Genomic DNA, 19,745 nt, shown 5'->3' on the forward strand with positions numbered 1-19,745 from the left:
CGCGCTGGGCTGCTAAACTGGCGCTCTTTGCATTGCGCTTTGAGCTTGTGGCTTGAAGCTTGGAGCCGTACCCATGTCCGAATACCAACACCGCGCGCGCAAGCGCTTCGGCCAGAACTTCCTGCACGATGCCGGCGTCATCCACCGCATCCTGCGCGCCATCCACGCCAGGGAGGGCGAGCGCCTGCTGGAGATCGGCCCGGGCCAGGGCGCGCTGACCGAGGGCCTGCTGGGCAGCGGTGCGCAACTCGACGTGATCGAGCTGGACCTCGACCTGATCCCCATCCTGCAGGCCAAGTTCGGCGCCAACCCACACTTCCGGCTCAACCAGGGCGACGCCCTGAAGTTCGACTTCGCCCGCCTGCAGGCCGCGCCACACAGCCTGCGGGTGGTCGGCAACCTGCCGTACAACATCTCCACCCCGCTGATCTTCCACCTGCTGGACAACGCGCCGCTGATCCGCGACATGCACTTCATGCTGCAGAAAGAGGTGGTGGAGCGCCTGGCCGCCGAGCCGGGTGGTGGCGACTGGGGCCGCCTGTCGATCATGGTCCAGTACCACTGCCGGGTGGAGCACCTGTTCAACGTCGGCCCGGGCGCCTTCAACCCGCCGCCCAAGGTCGACTCGGCCATCGTTCGCCTGGTACCGCACGAAGTGCTGCCGCACCCGGCCAAGGATCATCGCCTGCTCGAGCGCGTGGTACGCGAGGCCTTCAACATGCGCCGCAAGACCCTGCGCAATACGCTCAAGCAGCTGCTGCCGGCCGAAGCCATCGAAGCCGCCGGGGTGGATGGCGGCTTGCGCCCGGAGCAGCTCGACCTGGCCGCCTTCGTGTGCCTGGCCGACCAGCTGGCCGCACGCCAGAGCACCGCGCAAGCGGACTAAACTGCCTATCCAGCCTGCCGAGTTCACCCAGATGGCCGCATCGCCCTACCAGATCGACGTCAGCGTCGAGACCCGCTACCTGCCGGAGCAGTCCACTCCGGAGCAGAACCGCTACGCCTTCGCCTACACCGTGACCATCCGCAACAGCGGCACCCAGGCGGCCAAGCTGCTGACCCGCCACTGGATCATCACCGACGGCGACGGCCGCGTGCAAGAAGTGCGCGGCGCCGGCGTGGTCGGCCAGCAGCCGCACCTGCAGCCCGGCGAGAGCCACACCTACAGCAGCGGCACGGTGATGGCGACCCAGGTCGGCAACATGCATGGCAGCTACCAAATGGTCGCCGACGACGGCAAGCGCTTCGAGGCCCCCATCGCACCGTTCCGCCTGGCCGTACCGGGGGCCCTGCACTGATGGCGACCTATGCGGTAGGCGACCTGCAGGGCTGCCTGCAGCCGCTGCGATGCCTGCTCGAGCAGGTCGCCTTCGACCCGGCCCGGGACAAGCTGTGGCTGGTCGGCGACCTGGTCAACCGCGGCCCGCAGTCGCTGGAGACCCTGCGCTTCCTGTTCGCCATGCGCGATTCGCTGGTCTGCGTGCTCGGCAACCATGACCTGCACCTGCTGGCCGCGGCGCACAACGTCGAGCGCCTGAAGAAGAACGATACCCTGCAGGAGATCCTCGACGCGCCGGACCGCCACGACCTGCTCGAGTGGCTGCGCCAGCAGAAGCTGATGCACTACGACGAGCAGCGCGACATCGCCCTGGTGCACGCCGGTATCGCGCCGCAGTGGACGCTGAAGAAGGCGCTCAAGCGCGCCGCCGAGGTCGAGGAAGTGCTGCGCGACGACGCCCGCCTGCCGCTGTTCCTCGACGGCATGTACGGCAACGAGCCGGCCAAGTGGGACGGCGACCTGCACGGCATCACCCGCCTGCGGGTGATCACCAACTACTTCACGCGCATGCGCTTCTGCACCGAGGACGGCACCCTCGACCTGAAGAGCAAGGAAGGCGTGGACACCGCCCCCCCCGGCTACGCCCCCTGGTTCGCCTGGCCGCACCGGCGCACCCGCGGGCAGAAGATCATCTTCGGCCACTGGGCGGCGCTGGAAGGCCAGTGCGACGAGCCCGGCCTGTTCGCCCTCGACAGCGGCTGCGTGTGGGGCGGCGCCATGACCCTGATGAACATCGACAGCCGCGAGCGCTTGCGCTGCGACTGCAAGGAGATCGCCCGATGAGCGAATTCAAACGCATTCCCCCGGAACAGGCCCAGGCCCTGCGCGAGCAGGGCGCCGTGGTGGTCGACATCCGCGACCCGCAGAGCTTCGCCAGCGGCCATATCCGCGGCTCCCAGCACCTGGACAACCACAGCCTGGCCGCTTTTATTGCCGCCGCCGACTTCGACCAGCCGCTGATCGTCACCTGCTACCACGGCAACTCCAGCCAGAGCGCCGCCGCCTACCTGGCGCACCAGGGCTTCGCCGAGGTGTACAGCCTGGATGGCGGTTTCGAGCTGTGGCGCAATCTGTTCCCCGGCGAAGTCGCCCAAGGCGAGCACGAATAATTTTTTGCGCGGCGCAAAGCCGCGCCAGCCGAAGCCTGCCGACGAACGGCAATGCTTTGTCACCCTTTCGCCATCCTTGACGCCGGCGAAACCGAACTACTCTTAGGACGAGGCCATCCAGAAAGGGAGAGCCGGCACACCGGTTCCGGGCCATCGGTAGCGTCTTTGAGGTGTTCTGGGGGATTTCCCGCGGCTGACCAGCCGAAGCCCCGTGCACCCGCCCGAATGACCCGCGCCGGCTCCACGCAAGCGAGCGAGGTGCAGTCATGAGTATATTCAGCCACTTCCAGCAAAGATTCGAAGCGACTCGGCAGGAAGAATATTCCCTGCAGGAATATCTGGAGCTGTGCAAGACGGACCGCAGCGCCTATGCCACCGCGGCAGAACGCATGCTGATGGCCATCGGCGCGCCCGAGCTGCTGGACACCTCGGTCGATCCGCGGTTGTCGCGGATCTTCTCCAACAAGGTGATCCGCCGCTACCCGGCCTTCGCCGACTTCCACGGCATGGAAGAGTGCATCGACCAGATCGTCTCCTACTTCCGCCACGCCGCCCAGGGCCTCGAGGAGAAGAAGCAGATCCTCTACCTGCTCGGCCCGGTGGGCGGCGGCAAGTCGTCGCTGGCGGAGAAGCTGAAGTCGCTGATGGAGCACATCCCCTTCTACGCCATCAAGGGTTCGCCGGTGTTCGAGTCGCCGCTCGGCCTGTTCAACGCCGACGAGGACGGCAAGATCCTCGAGGAGGAATACGGCATCCCGCAGCGCTACCTGCGCTCGATCATGTCGCCCTGGGCCACCAAGCGCCTCAACGAGTTCGGCGGCGACATCAGCAAGTTCCGCGTGGTCAAGCTGCACCCCTCGATCCTCAACCAGATCGCCATCGCCAAGACCGAGCCGGGCGACGAGAACAACCAGGACATCTCCGCCCTGGTCGGCAAGGTGGATATCCGCAAGCTCGAGGAATTCCCGCAGAACGACGCCGACGCCTACAGCTACTCGGGCGCGCTGTGCCGAGCCAACCAGGGCCTGATGGAGTTCGTCGAGATGTTCAAGGCACCGATCAAGGTGCTGCACCCGCTGCTGACCGCCACCCAGGAGGGTAACTACAACAGCACCGAGGGCCTCGGCGGGCTGCCCTACAGCGGCATCATCCTGGCCCACTCCAACGAGTCGGAGTGGCACAGCTTCCGCAACAACAAGAACAACGAGGCCTTCATCGACCGCATCTACATCGTCAAGGTGCCCTACTGCCTGCGCGTCACCGACGAGATCAAGATCTACGACAAGCTGCTCACCCACAGCTCGCTGGCCAGCGCCCACTGCGCCCCGGACACCCTGAAGATGCTCGCCCAGTTCTCCGTGCTGAGCCGCCTGAAGGAGCCGGAGAACTCCAACATCTACTCGAAGATGCGCGTCTACGACGGCGAGAACCTCAAGGACACCGATCCCAAGGCCAAGTCGATCCAGGAGTACCGCGACGCCGCCGGGGTGGACGAGGGCATGGCCGGGCTGTCGACGCGCTTCGCCTTCAAGATCCTCTCCAAGGTGTTCAACTTCGACCCGCACGAGATCGCCGCCAACCCGGTGCACTTGCTGTATGTGCTGGAGCAGCAGATCGAGCAGGAGCAGTTCCCCGCCGAAACCCGCGAGCGCTACCTGCGCTACATCAAGGAGTACCTGGCGCCGCGCTACATCGAGTTCATCGGCAAGGAGATCCAGACCGCCTACCTGGAGTCCTACAGCGAGTACGGGCAGAACATCTTCGACCGCTACGTGCTGTACGCCGACTTCTGGATCCAGGATCAGGAGTACCGCGACCCGGAGACCGGCGAGATCCTCAACCGCGTGGCCCTCAACGAGGAGCTGGAGAAGATCGAGAAGCCGGCCGGCATCAGCAACCCGAAGGACTTCCGCAACGAGATCGTCAACTTCGTGCTGCGCGCCCGCGCCAACAACAACGGCAAGAACCCCACCTGGCTCAGCTACGAGAAGCTGCGCGTGGTGATCGAGAAGAAGATGTTCTCCAACACCGAGGACCTGCTGCCGGTCATCAGCTTCAACGCCAAGGCCAGCAAGGAGGACCAGCAGAAGCACAACGACTTCGTCAAACGCATGGTCGAGCGCGGCTACACCGAGAAGCAGGTACGCCTGCTGTCGGAATGGTATCTGCGGGTTCGCAAGTCGCAGTAGTCTGCCATCGGCGCCGCGGCATGGCCGCGGTGCCGGTCGCCGTCGCGTTCGGACCTGCCCGTGCCGGCTCTGCCGTGCGGGCCAGGCCCTGAGGAGCATTCATGAGCTACGTCATCGACCGGCGTCTGAACGGCAAGAACAAGAGCACGGTGAACCGCCAGCGCTTCCTGCGGCGTTACCGTGAACACATCAAGAAGGCCGTGGAGGAGGCCGTCAGCCGGCGCTCCATCACCGACATGGAGCACGGCGAGCAGATCAGCATTCCCGGCCGCGACATCGACGAGCCGGTGCTGCACCACGGCCGTGGCGGCCGGCAGACCACCGTGCACCCGGGCAACAAGGAATTCAACGCCGGCGACCATGTGCAGCGCCCCCAGGGCGGCGGTGGCGGGCGCGGGCCGGGCAAGGCGAGCAACTCCGGCGAGGGCATGGACGAGTTCGTCTTCCAGATCACCCAGGAGGAATTCCTCGACTTCATGTTCGAGGACCTGGAGCTGCCCAACCTGGTCAAGCGCCACCTGACCGGCACCGACACCTTCAAGACGGTGCGCGCCGGCATCAGCAACGAGGGCAACCCCTCGCGCATCAACATCGTCCGCACCCTGCGCTCGGCGCACGCCCGGCGCATCGCCCTGTCCGGCTCCAGCCGCAGCAAGCTGCGCGAGGCCAAGGCTGAGCTGGAGCGGCTCAAGCGCGAGGAACCGGACAACCTGGGCGACATCCAGGCGCTGGAGGCGGAGATCGAACGGCTCAGCGTGCGTATCAACCGCATCCCCTTCCTCGACACCTTCGACCTCAAGTACAACCTGCTGGTCAAGCAGCCCAATCCCAGCTCCAAGGCCGTGATGTTCTGCCTGATGGACGTCTCCGGCTCCATGACCCAGGCCACCAAGGACATCGCCAAGCGCTTTTTTATCCTTCTCTACCTCTTCCTGAAGCGGAACTACGAGCGCATCGAGGTGGTGTTCATCCGTCACCACACCAGTGCCAAGGAAGTGGACGAGGAGGAATTCTTCTACTCCCGCGAGACCGGCGGCACCATAGTCTCCAGCGCGCTCAAGCTGATGCAGGAGATCATGGCCGCGCGCTACCCGACCAACGAGTGGAACATCTACGGCGCCCAGGCCTCGGACGGCGACAACTGGAACGACGACTCGCCAGTGTGCCGCGACATCCTGATCAACCAGATCATGCCGTTCGTGCAGTACTTCACCTACGTCGAGATCACCCCGCGCGAGCACCAGGCGCTGTGGTACGAGTACGAGCAGGTCGGCGAATCCTTCGCCAAATCCTTCGCCCAGCAGCAGCTGGTCTCCGCCGCGGACATCTACCCGGTGTTCCGCGAGCTGTTCCAGCGCCGCCTGGTCACCTGAGGGCAGCACCATGAGCGCAGCCGAGAAAAGACGCCAACCGATCTCCACCGGCTCGGAGTGGACCTTCGAGCTGATCCGCCAGTACGACCGTGAAATCGCCCGCATCGCCGAGCGCTACGCGCTGGACACCTACCCCAACCAGATCGAGGTGATCACCGCCGAGCAGATGATGGACGCCTACGCCTCGGTCGGCATGCCGCTGGGCTACCACCACTGGTCCTATGGCAAGCACTTCCTGGCCACCGAGAAGGGCTACTCGCGCGGGCAGATGGGCCTGGCCTACGAGATCGTGATCAACTCCGACCCCTGCATCGCCTACCTGATGGAAGAGAACACCATGTGCATGCAGGCCCTGGTGATCGCCCACGCCTGCTACGGCCACAACAGTTTCTTCAAGGGCAACTACCTGTTTCGCACCTGGACCGACGCCAGCTCGATCATCGACTACCTGGTGTTCGCCAAGCAGTACATCATGCAGTGCGAGGAGCGCCACGGCATCGACGCGGTGGAGGACCTGCTCGACTCCTGCCATGCCCTGATGAACTACGGCGTGGACCGCTACAAGCGCCCCTACCCGATCTCCGCCGAGGAGGAACGGCGCCGCCAGAAGGAGCGCGAGGAGCACCTGCAGAAGCAGATCAACGACCTCTGGCGCACCATCCCCAAGAGCGCCAGCAAGGGCCACGAGCAGGACAGCAAGCGCTGGCCGGCCGAACCGCAGGAGAACATCCTGTACTTCCTCGAGAAGCACGCGCCGCTGCTGGAACCCTGGCAGCGCGAGGTGATCCGCATCGTGCGCAAGATCGCCCAGTACTTCTACCCGCAACGCCAGACCCAGGTGATGAACGAGGGCTGGGCGACCTTCTGGCACTACACCCTGATGAACGACCTGTACGACGAGGGCCTGGTCACCGAAGGCTTCATGATGGAGTTCCTGCAGTCGCACACCAGCGTGATCTACCAGCCCGGCTTCGACAGCCCCTACTACAGCGGCATCAACCCCTACACCCTGGGCTTCGCCATCTACAGCGACCTGCGCCGCATGTGCGAGCACCCCACCGAGGAGGACAAGCGCTGGTTCCCGGACATCGCCGGCAGCGACTGGCTGAGCACCCTCAAGTTCGCCATGGCCAACTTCAAGGACGAGAGCTTCATCCTGCAGTTCCTCTCGCCCAAGGTGATCCGTGACCTCAAGCTGTTCAGCGTGCTCGACGACGACCAGCAGGACGACCTGCTGATCCCGGCCATCCACGACGAGCCCGGCTACCGGCAGATCCGCGAGACCCTGGCGGCGCAGTACAACCTGGGCAACCGCGAGCCCAACGTGCAGATCTGGAGCGTCGATCGCCGCGGCGACCGCTCGCTGACCCTGCGCCACTTCCAGCACGAGCGCAAACCGCTGGGCGAGTCCACCGCCGAGGTGCTCAAGCACCTGCACCGCCTGTGGGGCTTCGACATCCACCTGGAGAGCATGCGCGGCGACCAGATCGTCGGCGTGCAGCACGTGCCGCCCCGAGGCGAGCAGGACGGCGACAACGAATACCCGCGCCTGGACCTGGTGATTCCGCCGATCTGAGCCCCGCGGCGCTTTTTCGCTTATCCTCCGCCGCAACGGAGGAATCGACATGCAGATCTACAAGGTTGGCGGCGCCGTGCGCGACCGCCTGCTCGGCCGCCCGGTCGTCGACACCGACTGGGTGGTGGTGGGCGCCAGCGCCGAGGCCATGCAGGCCCGTGGCTTCCGCCCGGTGGGCAGCGACTTCCCGGTCTTCCTCCATCCGCAGACGGGCGAGGAGTACGCCCTGGCCCGCACCGAGCGCAAGTCGGGCAAGGGTTACGGCGGCTTCACCTTCCACGCCAGCCCGGACGTCACCCTGGAAGAGGACCTGATCCGCCGCGACCTGACCATCAACGCCATGGCCGAGGATGACCAGGGCCGCATCACCGATCCCTATGGTGGCCAGCGCGACCTGCAGGACCGCGTGCTGCGCCATGTCTCCCCGGCCTTCGCCGAGGATCCGCTGCGGGTGCTGCGGGTGGCGCGCTTCGCCGCCCGTTACGCGCCGCTGGGCTTCCGCGTCGCCGACGAGACCCTGGAACTGATGCGCCAGCTGGCCGAGTCCGGCGAGCTGCAGGCGCTGACCGCCGAGCGCAGCTGGAAGGAAATCTCGCGCGCCCTGATGGAGCCGCGTCCGGACGTGTTCATCCAGGTGCTGCGCGACTGCGGCGCCCTGGCCGAGCTGCTGCCGGAGCTCGATGCCCTGTTCGGCGTGCCGCAGCCCGAGGCGCACCATCCGGAAGTGGACACCGGCCTGCACTGCCTGATGGTGCTGCAGCAGTGCGCCCTCCACGAGCAGCCGCTGAGCGTGCGCTGGGCCTGCCTGCTGCATGACCTGGGCAAGGGCCGCACGCCGACGGAGGAATGGCCGCGGCATATCGCCCACGAAACCCGCGGGCTCAGGCTGATCGAAGCGGTGAACCGGCGCTGCAAGGCGCCGCGCGACTGCGCCGAACTGGCGCTGCTGGTCGGCGAGTACCACACCCACGGCCATCGCGCCCTCGAGCTGCGCGCCAGCACCCTGCTGGAGTTGCTGCAGAGCTTCGACGTGTACCGCCGGCCACAGCGCTTCGAGGATTTTCTCGCCGCCTGCGAGATGGACGCCCGTGGACGCCTCGGCCTGGAAGAGCGCGACTACCCGCAGTCGGCCTACCTGCGCGGCGCCATGCAGGCCGCCCGCGCGGTGGCGGTGCAGCCGCTGGTGGCGCGCGGCCTGAAGGGCGCGGAGCTGGGCGAGGCGCTCAAGGGCGAGCGACTGAAGGCACTCAAGACCTACAAGGCAAACGCTCAGCCCGCATAGCCCGGGGGCAATCCGGGCTACAGAGGCGCTGGATTGGCCTGGATCAGCGCGGCCGGCGTCAGCTCGGCGCCGCGCCAGGTGAAGGGTACCGGCCACAGCTGCTGGTCGATCCGCGCCTCGCGCCACAGCTCGGCGAAGGGTTTGCCGGCCAGCGGATGCAGCGCATCGGGCGCCAGCAGCGCCAGCGGCCAGAGCACAAAGGCGTTCCTGAGGATTTCCGCGCGCGGCAGCTCCAGGCCATCGAAACTGCCGGCCAGGTCGCCATACAGCAGCACGTCGATATCCAGCGGCAGCCCCTTGCGCTCGGGGGCGTAGCGGCCGTTGTCGGCCTCGATGAACTTGAGTCGACGATCCAGCTCGGCCAGCGACAGATCGGTGCGCGCGCTGACCACCAGGTTGTAGAAGTTGCCGCTCCTGATCCCCACCGGGCGGCTCTCGAACACCGGCGAGCAACGCAGGTCGTGGAGGAAGCCGGCCAGGGCATCGAGGCCGGCGACCAGGCGCGACTCGCGCTCGGTGTTGCTGCCCAGGCCGAGGAAGATGACGGTCATGCTCGACTACGCTCGATTTCCACGCCCACCGCGCGGGCCTGGGCATTGGCGCCGGGCTTGGTCACCCTGAGGCGCAGCCAGGGCATGCCGAACTGCGCCAGCAACTGTTCGGCCAGGCGCTCGGCGAAAGTCTCCACCAGCTCGAAACGGGCGGCGGCGGCGAAGGCCTGCACCTGCTGGTTCACCGCGGCGTAGTCGAGCGCCTTGCTCAGGTCGTCAGCAGCGGCGGCCGGGCGGATATCCCAGGCGAACGTCAGGTCCAGGCGCAGGCACTGGCGAATGCCACGCTCCCAGTCGTAGGCGCCGATCAGGGTGTCGACTTCCAGACCTTCGATGAAAACCTTGTCCAAACCTCGTCTCCGCTGCACGACAAGACCCGCGTCCCGCCGCTAGAATCGGGGCTCACTCGCCCCGGAATGGATACCATGTTCTGGCTGCTGGCACTGCTCGCCTACCTGCTCGGCTCGCTGTCCTTCGCCATCCTGCTCAGCCGCCTGAGCGGCGCACCGGATCCGCGCGCCAGCGGCTCGGGCAACCCCGGCGCCACCAACATGCTGCGGGTGGCCGGCAGGAAACTGGCCGTGCTGACCCTGCTCGGCGACCTGGCCAAGGGCCTGCTGCCGGTACTGATCGCCGGCCTGCTCGACCTCACCGTGCAGCAGCAGGCCTGGATCGGCCTGGCCGCCGTGATCGGCCACCTCTACCCGCTGTACTTCCGCTTCAGGGGCGGCAAGGGCGTGGCCACCGCCGCCGGCATGCTGCTCGGTCTCTATCCACCGGCCGCCCTGCTGGCCCTCGCCGCCTGGGCGCTGACCTTCTTCCTCACTCGCACCAGCTCACTGGCCTCGTTGATCGCCACACCGCTGACCCTGCCCCTGCTGGCCTGGCAGCAGCCGGGCGCCCTGCTGCCGATGTGCGTGCTGACCGGGCTGATCGTCTGGCGCCATCGCGGCAATCTACGCGACCTCCTGGCCGGACGCGAACGACACTTCTGAGTCGCGCCCATGAGCCCGGCTCATATGGCCGGCAGCTGCTCCATCGGCCAGCGCGCCTGCACCGCAATCGCGGGCCCCTCGTGCTGCCCGGCCAGCAGGCGCTGGCAGCCGGCATAGGCGATCATCGCGCCGTTGTCGGTGCAGAAACGCGGACGGGCGTAGAACACCTTGCCCTTGAGGCCGCCCAGCATCTGCTCCAGGGACTGGCGCAGGGCCTGGTTGGCACTCACCCCGCCGGCGATCACCAGGCTGTTCAGGCCGGTCTGCTTGAGCGCGCGCTTGCACTTGATGGTCAGGGTATCGACCACCGCCTCCTGGAAGGCCAGGGCGATATCGGCACGGGTCTGCTCGCTGGCATCACCGGCCTCGCGGCACTGCTGCCAGGTATTCAGGGTGAAAGTCTTGAGGCCGCTGAAGCTGAAGTCCAGGCCGGGGCGGTCGGTCATCGGCCGCGGGAAGGTGAAGCGCCCCGGCGTGCCGGCAGCGGCCAGGCGGGCGATTTCCGGGCCGCCCGGATAGCTCAGCCCCATCAGCTTGGCGGTCTTGTCGAAGGCCTCGCCGGCGGCATCGTCCACCGACTCGCCGAGCATCTGGTAGCGCCCGATGCCATCGACCCGCACCAGCTGGGTGTGCCCGCCGGAAACCAGCAGGGCGACGAACGGGAAGGCCGGCGGCGCCTCTTCCAGCATGGGCGCCAGCAGGTGGCCCTCCATATGGTGCACGCCGACCGCCGGAATGTTCCAGGCGAAGGCCAGCGCCTGGGCGCACGCCGCGCCGACCAGCAGGGCACCGACCAGCCCCGGACCCGAGGTGTAGGCAATGGCCTCGATCTGTGCGGCGTCCACGCCGGCCTCGCCCATGACCTGGCGGATCAGCGGCAGCATGCGCTTGACGTGGTCACGCGAGGCCAGCTCCGGCACCACGCCGCCGTAGACGCGATGCAGGTCGATCTGGCTGAACAGGGCGTCGGCCAGCAGGCCGCGCTGGCTGTCGTAGAGGGCAACGCCGGTTTCATCGCAGGAAGTTTCCAAGCCCAGCACCAGCATGGGTTTGCGCCTTTGATCAGGAGAAATTCGGAGGCGCGCATGATAATCGGCGCCCCTGGGCCGGGCCAGCGCTTTTCGATCAGAGGCTTTGCATTCCGCAGCGCGAGGCGTTAATATCCGCAGCCCTTGAAAACCGACGTATTCCCGTGCCCTTGCCGGATCGCGTCGTCCATTCGGTAAAACAGTGAAGGTACGACCTGGATGCCAGCCGTCAAAGTTAAAGAGAACGAACCCTTCGACGTAGCTCTGCGTCGTTTCAAGCGCTCCTGCGAGAAAGCCGGCGTCCTGGCCGAAGTCCGCAGCCGCGAGTTCTACGAGAAGCCCACCACCGAGCGCAAGCGCAAGGCCGCCGCCGCGGTCAAGCGTCACGCCAAGAAAGTGCAGCGCGAGCAGCGCCGCCGCGAGCGCCTGTACTGAGTTATCAGTCGCGCCGCCAAAGGCTTCCGCAACGCCCGGCTCCGGCCGGGCTTTGCATTTCTGGACTCCGCTTCGCCAGTCGGCGTTGAACGGAGTTTTTTCGTTTATGCTGCCGCCTTCGGCAACCCACGCTGACGAGCCATGGCCGGTCTGATCCCGCAGTCCTTCATCGATGATCTGCTCAACCGCACCGACATTGTCGAGGTGGTGAGTTCGCGCATCCAGCTGAAGAAGGCCGGCAAGAACTACACGGCCTGCTGCCCCTTCCACAAGGAGAAGACCCCCTCCTTCAGCGTCAGCCCGGACAAGCAGTTCTACTACTGCTTCGGCTGCGGCGCCGGCGGCAATGCCCTCGGCTTCGTCATGGACCACGACAGCCTGGACTTCCCCCAGGCCGTCGAGGAACTGGCCAAGCGCGCCGGCATGGACATCCCGCGCGAGGACAGCGGCCGCGGCCGCACCCCGCGCCAGCCCACCGACTCGCCGCTCTATCCGCTGCTGACGGCCGCCGCCGACTACTATCGCCAGGCCCTGAAGAGCCACCCGACGCGCAAGTCGGCCGTGGACTACCTCAAGGGCCGCGGCCTGACCGGCGAGATCGCCCGCGACTTCGGCCTGGGCTTCGCCCCGCCGGGCTGGGACAACCTGCACAAGCACCTGGCCGGCGACAAGCTGCAGCAGAAGGCCATGATCGACGCCGGCCTGCTGATCGAGAACGCCGAGAACGGCCGCATTTACGACCGCTTCCGTGACCGCGTGATGTTCCCCATCCGCGACAGCCGCGGCCGCGTCATCGCCTTCGGCGGCCGCGTGCTCGGCGACGACAAGCCGAAGTACCTGAACTCCCCGGAGACCCCGGTGTTCCACAAGGGCCAGGAGCTCTACGGCCTGTACGAGGCGCGCAAGAACAACCGCGACCTCGACGAGATCATGGTGGTCGAGGGCTACATGGACGTCATTGCCCTGGCCCAGCAGGGCCTGCGCAACGCGGTGGCGACGCTTGGCACGGCAACCAGCGAGGAGCACCTCAAGCGCCTGTTCCGCCTGGTGCCCAGCGTACTGTTCTGCTTCGACGGCGACGCCGCCGGACGCAAGGCGGCCTGGCGCGCCCTGGAGGCGACCCTGCCCAACCTGCAGGACGGTCGCCGTGCGCGCTTCCTGTTCCTGCCCGAGGGTGAGGACCCGGACACCCTGGTGCGCAGCGAGGGCACCGATGCCTTCCGCGCGCGCATCAACCAACACGCCCAGCCGCTGGCCGACTACTTTTTCCAGCAGCTCTCCGAAGAAGCCGATCCGCGCTCGCTGGAAGGCAAGGCGCACCTGGTCACCCTGGCCGCGCCACTGATCGAAAAGATCCCCGGCAACCACCTGCGCGCCCTGATGCGCCAGCGCCTCTCCGAAATCACCGGCCTGTCCGGCGAGATGCTGCAGCAGGTCGCGCAGAGCACTCCACCGGGTGCAGCCGCCAGCCATGAGCCGGCAGCAGATCACGGCCACTACTACGACGCCCAGCCCGACTACGGCGACATCGCCGACTACGCCAGCTACATTGAGCCACCGGCCGAGGCCTACGAGAACAAGAAGCCCTGGCAGAAAGGCGAGGGCAAATCCTGGAAGAAGGATGGCGAGTGGAAAAAGGGCGGCGACTGGAAGAAAGGCGGGCGCGACAACGCCCCACCGCGCAAGCCGGTGCACGTCGAGTCGCCGACCCTGACCGCCTTGCGCACCCTGCTGCACCACCCGCAATTGGCGCAGAAGGTCGAGGATGTCAGCCATTTCGCCGCCGAAGACGACACCTATGCCCAGCTGCTGGTGGCCCTGGTCGGCACCCTGCAGAAGAGCCCCAAGCTGCGCTCGCTGCAACTGATCGCGCGCTGGCATGGCACCGAACAGGGCCGCCTGCTGCGCGCCCTGGCGGAGAAGGAGTGGCTGATTTCCGCCGACAACCTTGAACAACAGTTTTTCGACACTATAACTAGCCTTGTAGGCCGTCAGCGCGAGCGCAGTCTGGAACAACTGCTGCGCAAGGCCCGTCAAAGCGAGTTGAGCGCAGAGGAAAAAGAGCAGCTGCGCGACCTGCTCAGCCGCGGCGCATCCCCCGTCTCCCCGACCTCAGCTGGCGCGTGAGGTCAATGCTCGGCTATAATAGTCAGCTTATTTTTCAGCCCGCCAAGACCTTCAATGGATAGGGTGCTATGTCCGGAAAAGCGCAACAGCAGTCTCGTTTGAAAGAGTTGATCAGCCGTGGTCGTGAGCAGGGTTACCTGACTTACGCGGAGGTCAACGACCACCTGCCGGAGGATATTTCCGATCCGGAACAGGTGGAAGACATCATCCGCATGATCAACGACATGGGGATCAACGTATTCGAGAGCGCTCCGGATGCGGATGCCCTGTTACTGGCCGAAGCCGATACCGACGAAGCCGCCGCCGAGGAAGCCGCCGCCGCCCTGGCCGCGGTCGAGACCGACATCGGCCGCACCACCGACCCGGTGCGCATGTACATGCGCGAAATGGGCACCGTCGAGCTGCTGACCCGCGAAGGCGAGATCGAGATCGCCAAGCGCATCGAGGAAGGCATCCGCGAAGTCATGGGCGCCATCGCCCACTTCCCCGGCACCGTCGACAGCATCCTCGCCGAATACCAGCGCGTCACCAGTGAGGGCGGTCGCCTGTCCGACGTGCTCAGCGGCTACATCGATCCGGACGACGGCAACCTGCCGGCCGAGGAAGTCGAGCCCGAGCTGAAGGAAGCCGCCGCCGAGGCCAAGGATGACGAGGAAGAGGACGAGGAAGGCGACAGCGATTCCGACGACGAGGGCGATGGCGGCCCGGATCCGGAAGAGGCGGCCCGTCGCTTCGGCGCCGTCGCCGAGCAGCTGGAGAAGACCCGCAAGGCCCTGAAGAAGCATGGCCGCGGCAGCAAGCAGGCGGAGAAGGAGCAGCTGGCCCTGGCCGAGCTGTTCATGCCGATCAAGCTGGTGCCCAAGCAGTTCGACGCCCTGGTCGAGCGCGTGCGCGGCTCGCTGGAGCAGGTCCGCGCCCAGGAACGCGCCATCATGCAGCTGTGCGTGCGTGACGCGCGCATGCCGCGCGCCGACTTCCTGCGCCTGTTCCCGGGCAACGAAGTGGCCCAGGACTGGGCCGCCGGCCTGGCCAAGGGCAAGGCCAAGTACGCCGAGGCGATCGGCAACCTGCTGGGCGACATCCAGCGCTGCCAGGAGAAGATGGCCGCCATCGAGGCCGACGCCGGCCTGGTGATCGCCGAGATCAAGGACATCAACCGCCGCATGTCCATCGGCGAGGCCAAGGCCCGCCGCGCCAAGAAGGAAATGGTCGAGGCCAACCTGCGCCTGGTGATCTCCATCGCCAAGAAATACACCAACCGCGGCCTGCAGTTCCTCGACCTGATCCAGGAAGGCAACATCGGCCTGATGAAGGCGGTGGACAAGTTCGAATACCGCCGCGGCTACAAGTTCTCGACCTACGCCACCTGGTGGATCCGCCAGGCGATCACCCGCTCGATCGCCGACCAGGCGCGCACCATCCGCATCCCGGTGCACATGATCGAGACGATCAACAAGCTCAACCGCATCTCCCGCCAGATGCTCCAGGAAATGGGCCGCGAGCCGACCCCGGAAGAGCTGGGCGAGCGCATGGAGATGCCCGAGGACAAGATCCGCAAGGTGCTGAAGATCGCCAAGGAGCCGATCTCCATGGAGACGCCGATCGGCGACGACGAAGATTCGCACCTGGGCGACTTCATCGAGGACTCCACCATGCAGTCGCCGATCGAGGTGGCTACCGTGGAAAGCCTCAAGGAAGCCACGCGCGAGGTCCTGGCCGGACTCACCGCCCGCGAGGCCAAGGTGCTGCGCATGCGCTTCGGCATCGACATGAACACCGACCATACCCTCGAGGAAGTCGGCAAGCAGTTCGATGTCACCCGCGAGCGTATCCGCCAGATCGAGGCCAAGGCGCTGCGCAAGCTGCGTCACCCGACCCGCAGCGAGCATCTGCGCTCTTTCCTCGACGAGTGATGACAAAAACCCCGGCACAGGCCGGGGTTTTTGCATGCGCGCCGACTACACTGGAAAAACCTCTAGCGCTCTCCGGAACTGCCGCATGTCGCGTCTGCTGGCCATTCTCCTGTCGTGTCTGGCGTGCTGTGCATGGCCCGTGGCTGCGCTTGAGCTCAGCCAGGAGGAGCAGGCCTGGCTGGCCACTCGCCCGGAGATCCGCCTGGGCATCGACACCTCCTGGCCTCCCTTCGAGTTCCGCAATGCCGAGGGCCAGTACGACGGCCTCAGCGCCGGCTACGTGCGCCTGATCGAAGAACGCCTGGGCTTGCGCATGCAGCCCGTCGAACCGAAGAGCTGGAGCGAGGTGCTGCACAGCGCCAGGAGCGGCCAGCTGGACCTGCTGCCCGGGGTGATGTCGACCCCCGAGCGCCAGCGCGACCTGATCTTCACCCGCCCCTACCTGGATTTCCCCATCGTCATCCTCGCCCACAGTCGCGGTCCGCAACCACGCCGCCTGACCGACCTATACGGCCTGAAGATCGCGGTGGTCCAGGATTACGCGCCGCACGAACTGCTGCGCAGCCGCCACCCCGACCTCAACCTGCTGCCCCTGCCCAGCGTCGGCGCAGCCCTGCAGGCACTGGCCACTGGCCAGGCCGACGCCATGGTCGGCGACCTCGCCTCCAGCGTCTGGAGCCTGCGCCAGCTCAAGCTGGAGGGCCTGGCGGTGAGCGGCGAGACTCCCTACCGCTACCAGCTGGCCATGGCCGCGCCGAAGAACCAGGCCATGCTGATCGGTATCCTCGACAAGCTGTTCGCCGACCTCAGCCCGGCGGAAGTCACCGCCCTGCAGGAGCCCTGGGTCGGCGGCGTGCTCGATCGCCGCCAGCTGTGGCGGCAGATCCTGCTGTATGGCGGCCCCGCCCTGCTGCTGGCGCTGATCGTGCTGGCCGTGGTGCTGCGCGGCAATCGCCGCCTGCGCCAGGAAATGCTCAATCGCAAGGCCCTGGAAGAACAGCTGCGCCACAGCGAGCAGCATTATCGCGGCCTGGTCGAGAGCCTCAACGCGATCGCCTGGCAGATGCGCCTGTCCGACTACTGCTTCACCTATGTCTCCCCGCATGCCGAGAGGTTGCTTGGCTACCCTCAGGCCGACTGGCTGCAACCAGGCTTCTGGCAACGCACCCTACACCCGGAAGATGCCGAGCGGGCACAGAGCTACTGCCTGACGGAAACCCAGGCCGGTCGCGACCATAGCCTGGACTACCGGATGCTGACCGCCGATGGCCGAGTCGTCTGGATTCGCGACATCGTCACCCTGGTGCACAGCGACGGGCCGCTGCTGCTGCGCGGCCTGATGATCGACATCAGCGCCGCCAAGCAGGCCGAACAGGCGCAGCGCCTCTCCGAGGAAAAGTTCGCCTCGGTGTTCCACAACTGCCCGGACATCCTGGTCATCGCCCGCCGCCAGGATGGTGTGCTGCTGACCGTCAACCGAACCTTCGAGCAGCAGCTCGGCATCAGTGCCGCCGAGGCCGTGGGCAAGACCGCTACCGAACTGGATATCTGGGGTGAACAGGGCATCGGCCCGCAGCTGCTCGATCGCCTGCAGCGAGAGGTGCTGAACAATTTCGAGATGCCCTTCCGGCGACGCAATGGCGAGCGCTTTACCGGCCTGATCTCGGCCCGGCACATCGTCCTCGACGAGCAGCCGGCACTGGTGGTGGCGGTACGCGATATCAGCGAACTGAAGCAAATGCAGCAGCAACTGAAAGTCTCCCAGGAGAAGTTCGCCAAGGCCTTCCATGCCTCGCCAGACGGCCTGCTGATCACTCGACTGCGCGACGGCGTGATCCTCGAGACCAACCTCGGTTTCTCCCGCATCACCGGCTACGCCATCGACCAGGTAGCTGGCCGCAGCACCCTGGAGATCGGCCTGTGGGCCGATCCGCATGATCGCCAGCAGATGATCGAGCATGTGAGCGAGCACGGCGCGCTGCACGACTTCCGCGCCTGGATCAACACCCGCGACGGCCAGCGCCGTCTCGGCGACCTGACCGTGCAACCGATCCTGATCGACGACGAGCCCTGCATGCTGACCATCGCCCGCGACATTACCGAGCGCGAACAGATGCAGGAGCGCCTGCACCAGGCGGCCACGGTGTTCGAGAGCACCGCCGAGGGCGTGATGATCACCGACCTGGAGCAGCGCATCACCGCAGTCAACCGTGCCTTCAGCGACATCACCGGCTACAGCGAGACCGAGGCCCTCGGCCAGAACCCGCGCCTGCTGGCGTCGGGCAAGCACGACAGCGCCTTCTACGCCGCCATGTGGCACCAGCTGGCAGCCGAAGGCCACTGGCAGGGCGAGATCTGGAACAGGCGCAAGAACGGCGAGCTGTATCCGGAATGGCTGACCATCAGCGCCGTCCGCGACCAAAGCGGGCAGACCACCCACTTCGTTGGCGTGTTCGCCGACATCAGCTCGCTCAAGCACGCCCAGGACCGCCTCGACTACCAGGCCCACCATGACCCGCTGACCGGCCTGCCCAACCGCATGCTGTTCGAGAGCCGCCTGGAGCAGGCACTCAACGATGTGCGCACCGACCACCAGCGCGGCGCCGTACTGTTCCTCGACCTCGACCGCTTCAAACACATCAACGACAGCCTCGGCCATCCGGTCGGCGACCAGCTGCTCAAGTGCATCGCCCAGCGCCTGCGTGAACAATTGCGTGACATCGACACCGTGGCCCGCCTGGGTGGCGACGAATTCATCGTGCTGTTGCCCGGTCTGCACCAGCCACGCGACGCCGAACGCGTCGCGACCAAGCTGCTGGCCTGCTTCACTCCACCGTTCCAGGCCGACGGACACGAGTTCTTCATCAGCGCCAGCATCGGCATCAGCCTGTTCCCCGAGGACGGCAACGATGTCGCCACCCTGGTCAAGAACGCCGACGCGGCCATGTACAGCTCCAAGGCCAAAGGCCGCAATCGCGTCGAGTTCTACACCCGCAGCCTGACCTTCCAGGCCACCGAGCGCATGACCCTGGAACTTGAACTGCGCCGGGCCATCGAACGCGATGAATTGAGCCTGCACTACCAGCCCAAGCTGTGCCTGAGCACTGGCACGCTGGTCGGCGCCGAGGCGCTGATCCGCTGGAGCCACCCGGTGTTCGGCGATATCCCGCCGGACCGCTTCATCCCCCTGGCCGAGGACAACGGCATGATCCTCCAGCTCGGCGACTGGGTCCTGCAGGAAGCCTGCCGGCAGATGCGTGCCTGGCAGGACAGCCACGCCCCCTTCGGCCCGCTGTCGGTCAACCTGTCCGGCAGCCAGCTGCGCCAGGCCCAGCTAACCGAGCGCATCGCCGGCACCCTCAGCGACTTCGGCCTGAACGCCGACAAGCTGCAACTGGAGATCACCGAAAGCTTCATCATGACCCAGGCCGAAGAGGCGCTGGTGATCCTCCACGAGCTCAAGGAGCTGGGCCTGCAGCTGGCCATCGACGACTTCGGCACCGGCTACTCCTCGCTCAGCTACCTCAAGCGCCTGCCGCTGGACATCCTGAAGATCGATAAATCCTTCGTCCGCGGCCTGCCCGGCGACTCGGACGATGCCGCCATCACCCGCGCCATCATCGCCCTCGGGCGCAGCCTGCAGATGACGGTGATCGCCGAGGGCGTGGAGACCAAGGCCCAGGAAATCTTCCTCACCAGCGAAGGTTGCGAGCAGATCCAGGGCTACGTGGTCAGTCGCCCCCTCGACGCCGAGGCCTTCGCCAATAATTTCCTCGGGCCGCTGGCGATTGGCAGCACGGAAAAGGCGTCGGTATAATCCGCCGCTCC

The 19,745-nt window shown here is 66.3% G+C and carries 16 protein-coding genes; 13 read left to right on the forward strand and 3 right to left on the reverse strand.

Annotated elements, in window-relative coordinates:
- The first annotated feature begins 73 nt into the window (after positions 1-73).
- The 8 genes from rsmA to AAG092_RS09415 all read left to right on the forward strand — a co-directional run bounded on the left by rsmA (position 74) and on the right by AAG092_RS09415 (position 8,868).
- Positions 74-886 carry a 16S rRNA (adenine(1518)-N(6)/adenine(1519)-N(6))-dimethyltransferase RsmA gene (gene rsmA, locus AAG092_RS09380; protein WP_373389463.1) on the forward strand — a complete coding sequence of 271 codons (813 nt, stop codon included), beginning with the start codon at positions 74-76 and terminating at the stop codon, positions 884-886.
- A gap of 31 nt (positions 887-917) precedes the next feature.
- Entirely contained in the window at positions 918-1,298 is a 381-nt protein-coding gene (apaG, locus tag AAG092_RS09385) for a Co2+/Mg2+ efflux protein ApaG (RefSeq protein WP_373389464.1), read from the forward strand.
- A complete protein-coding gene (locus AAG092_RS09390; RefSeq protein WP_373389465.1) occupies positions 1,298-2,122 on the forward strand; it encodes a symmetrical bis(5'-nucleosyl)-tetraphosphatase in 825 nt (274 codons plus the stop codon). The genes apaG and AAG092_RS09390 overlap by 1 nt, the downstream gene beginning before the upstream one ends.
- A complete protein-coding gene (gene glpE, locus AAG092_RS09395) occupies positions 2,119-2,448 on the forward strand; it encodes a thiosulfate sulfurtransferase GlpE (RefSeq protein WP_373389466.1) in 330 nt (109 codons plus the stop codon). Before AAG092_RS09390 ends, glpE begins: the two co-directional genes overlap by 4 nt.
- A 266-nt stretch (positions 2,449-2,714) precedes the next feature.
- Entirely contained in the window at positions 2,715-4,637 is a 1,923-nt protein-coding gene (locus AAG092_RS09400; RefSeq protein WP_110680306.1) for a PrkA family serine protein kinase, read from the forward strand.
- 101 nt (positions 4,638-4,738) lie between these two features.
- On the forward strand, positions 4,739-6,010 hold the full coding sequence (locus AAG092_RS09405) for a YeaH/YhbH family protein (protein ID WP_373389467.1): 1,272 nt from the start codon (positions 4,739-4,741) through the stop codon (positions 6,008-6,010).
- 10 nt (positions 6,011-6,020) lie between these two features.
- A complete protein-coding gene (locus AAG092_RS09410; RefSeq protein WP_110680308.1) occupies positions 6,021-7,586 on the forward strand; it encodes a SpoVR family protein in 1,566 nt (521 codons plus the stop codon).
- Positions 7,587-7,635: 49 nt separating this feature from the next.
- Positions 7,636-8,868 carry a multifunctional CCA addition/repair protein gene (locus tag AAG092_RS09415; RefSeq protein WP_373389468.1) on the forward strand — a complete coding sequence of 411 codons (1,233 nt, stop codon included), beginning with the start codon at positions 7,636-7,638 and terminating at the stop codon, positions 8,866-8,868.
- A 17-nt stretch (positions 8,869-8,885) separates the two neighbouring features.
- On the opposite strand, the gene folK is transcribed toward AAG092_RS09415, so the two are convergent.
- Positions 8,886-9,419 carry a 2-amino-4-hydroxy-6-hydroxymethyldihydropteridine diphosphokinase gene (folK, locus tag AAG092_RS09420; RefSeq protein ID WP_373389469.1) on the reverse strand — a complete coding sequence of 178 codons (534 nt, stop codon included), beginning with the start codon at positions 9,417-9,419 and terminating at the stop codon, positions 8,886-8,888.
- On the reverse strand, positions 9,416-9,769 hold the full coding sequence (folB, locus tag AAG092_RS09425) for a dihydroneopterin aldolase (protein WP_373389470.1): 354 nt from the start codon (positions 9,767-9,769) through the stop codon (positions 9,416-9,418). Before folB ends, folK begins: the two co-directional genes overlap by 4 nt.
- 75 nt (positions 9,770-9,844) lie before the next feature.
- Between folB and plsY the strand changes: the two genes are divergently transcribed.
- Complete coding sequence (gene plsY, locus AAG092_RS09430) at positions 9,845-10,414, forward strand: glycerol-3-phosphate 1-O-acyltransferase PlsY (RefSeq protein ID WP_373389471.1); 570 nt, start codon at positions 9,845-9,847, stop codon at positions 10,412-10,414.
- Positions 10,415-10,434: 20 nt separating this feature from the next.
- Here the strand turns inward: plsY and tsaD are convergent, their stop codons facing one another.
- Positions 10,435-11,460, reverse strand: a complete 1,026-nt coding sequence (gene tsaD, locus AAG092_RS09435; protein WP_373389472.1) for a tRNA (adenosine(37)-N6)-threonylcarbamoyltransferase complex transferase subunit TsaD — start codon at positions 11,458-11,460, stop codon at positions 10,435-10,437.
- Positions 11,461-11,661: 201 nt separating this feature from the next.
- Between tsaD and rpsU the strand changes: the two genes are divergently transcribed.
- The 4 genes from rpsU to AAG092_RS09455 all read left to right on the forward strand — a co-directional run bounded on the left by rpsU (position 11,662) and on the right by AAG092_RS09455 (position 19,734).
- Positions 11,662-11,877: a 30S ribosomal protein S21 gene (rpsU, locus tag AAG092_RS09440; protein ID WP_021702507.1), complete on the forward strand. Its 216-nt coding sequence runs from the start codon at positions 11,662-11,664 to the stop codon at positions 11,875-11,877.
- A 141-nt stretch (positions 11,878-12,018) separates the two neighbouring features.
- Positions 12,019-14,004, forward strand: a complete 1,986-nt coding sequence (gene dnaG / locus AAG092_RS09445; RefSeq protein ID WP_373389473.1) for a DNA primase — start codon at positions 12,019-12,021, stop codon at positions 14,002-14,004.
- A gap of 68 nt (positions 14,005-14,072) precedes the next feature.
- On the forward strand, positions 14,073-15,917 hold the full coding sequence (gene rpoD / locus AAG092_RS09450) for an RNA polymerase sigma factor RpoD (RefSeq protein WP_110680314.1): 1,845 nt from the start codon (positions 14,073-14,075) through the stop codon (positions 15,915-15,917).
- 85 nt (positions 15,918-16,002) lie between these two features.
- A complete protein-coding gene (locus AAG092_RS09455) occupies positions 16,003-19,734 on the forward strand; it encodes a bifunctional diguanylate cyclase/phosphodiesterase (protein ID WP_373389474.1) in 3,732 nt (1,243 codons plus the stop codon).
- Positions 19,735-19,745: the final 11 nt, after the last annotated feature.

It is taken from the genome of Pseudomonas alcaligenes (assembly GCF_041729615.1).
Taxonomy (GTDB): domain Bacteria; phylum Pseudomonadota; class Gammaproteobacteria; order Pseudomonadales; family Pseudomonadaceae; genus Aquipseudomonas; species Aquipseudomonas alcaligenes_B.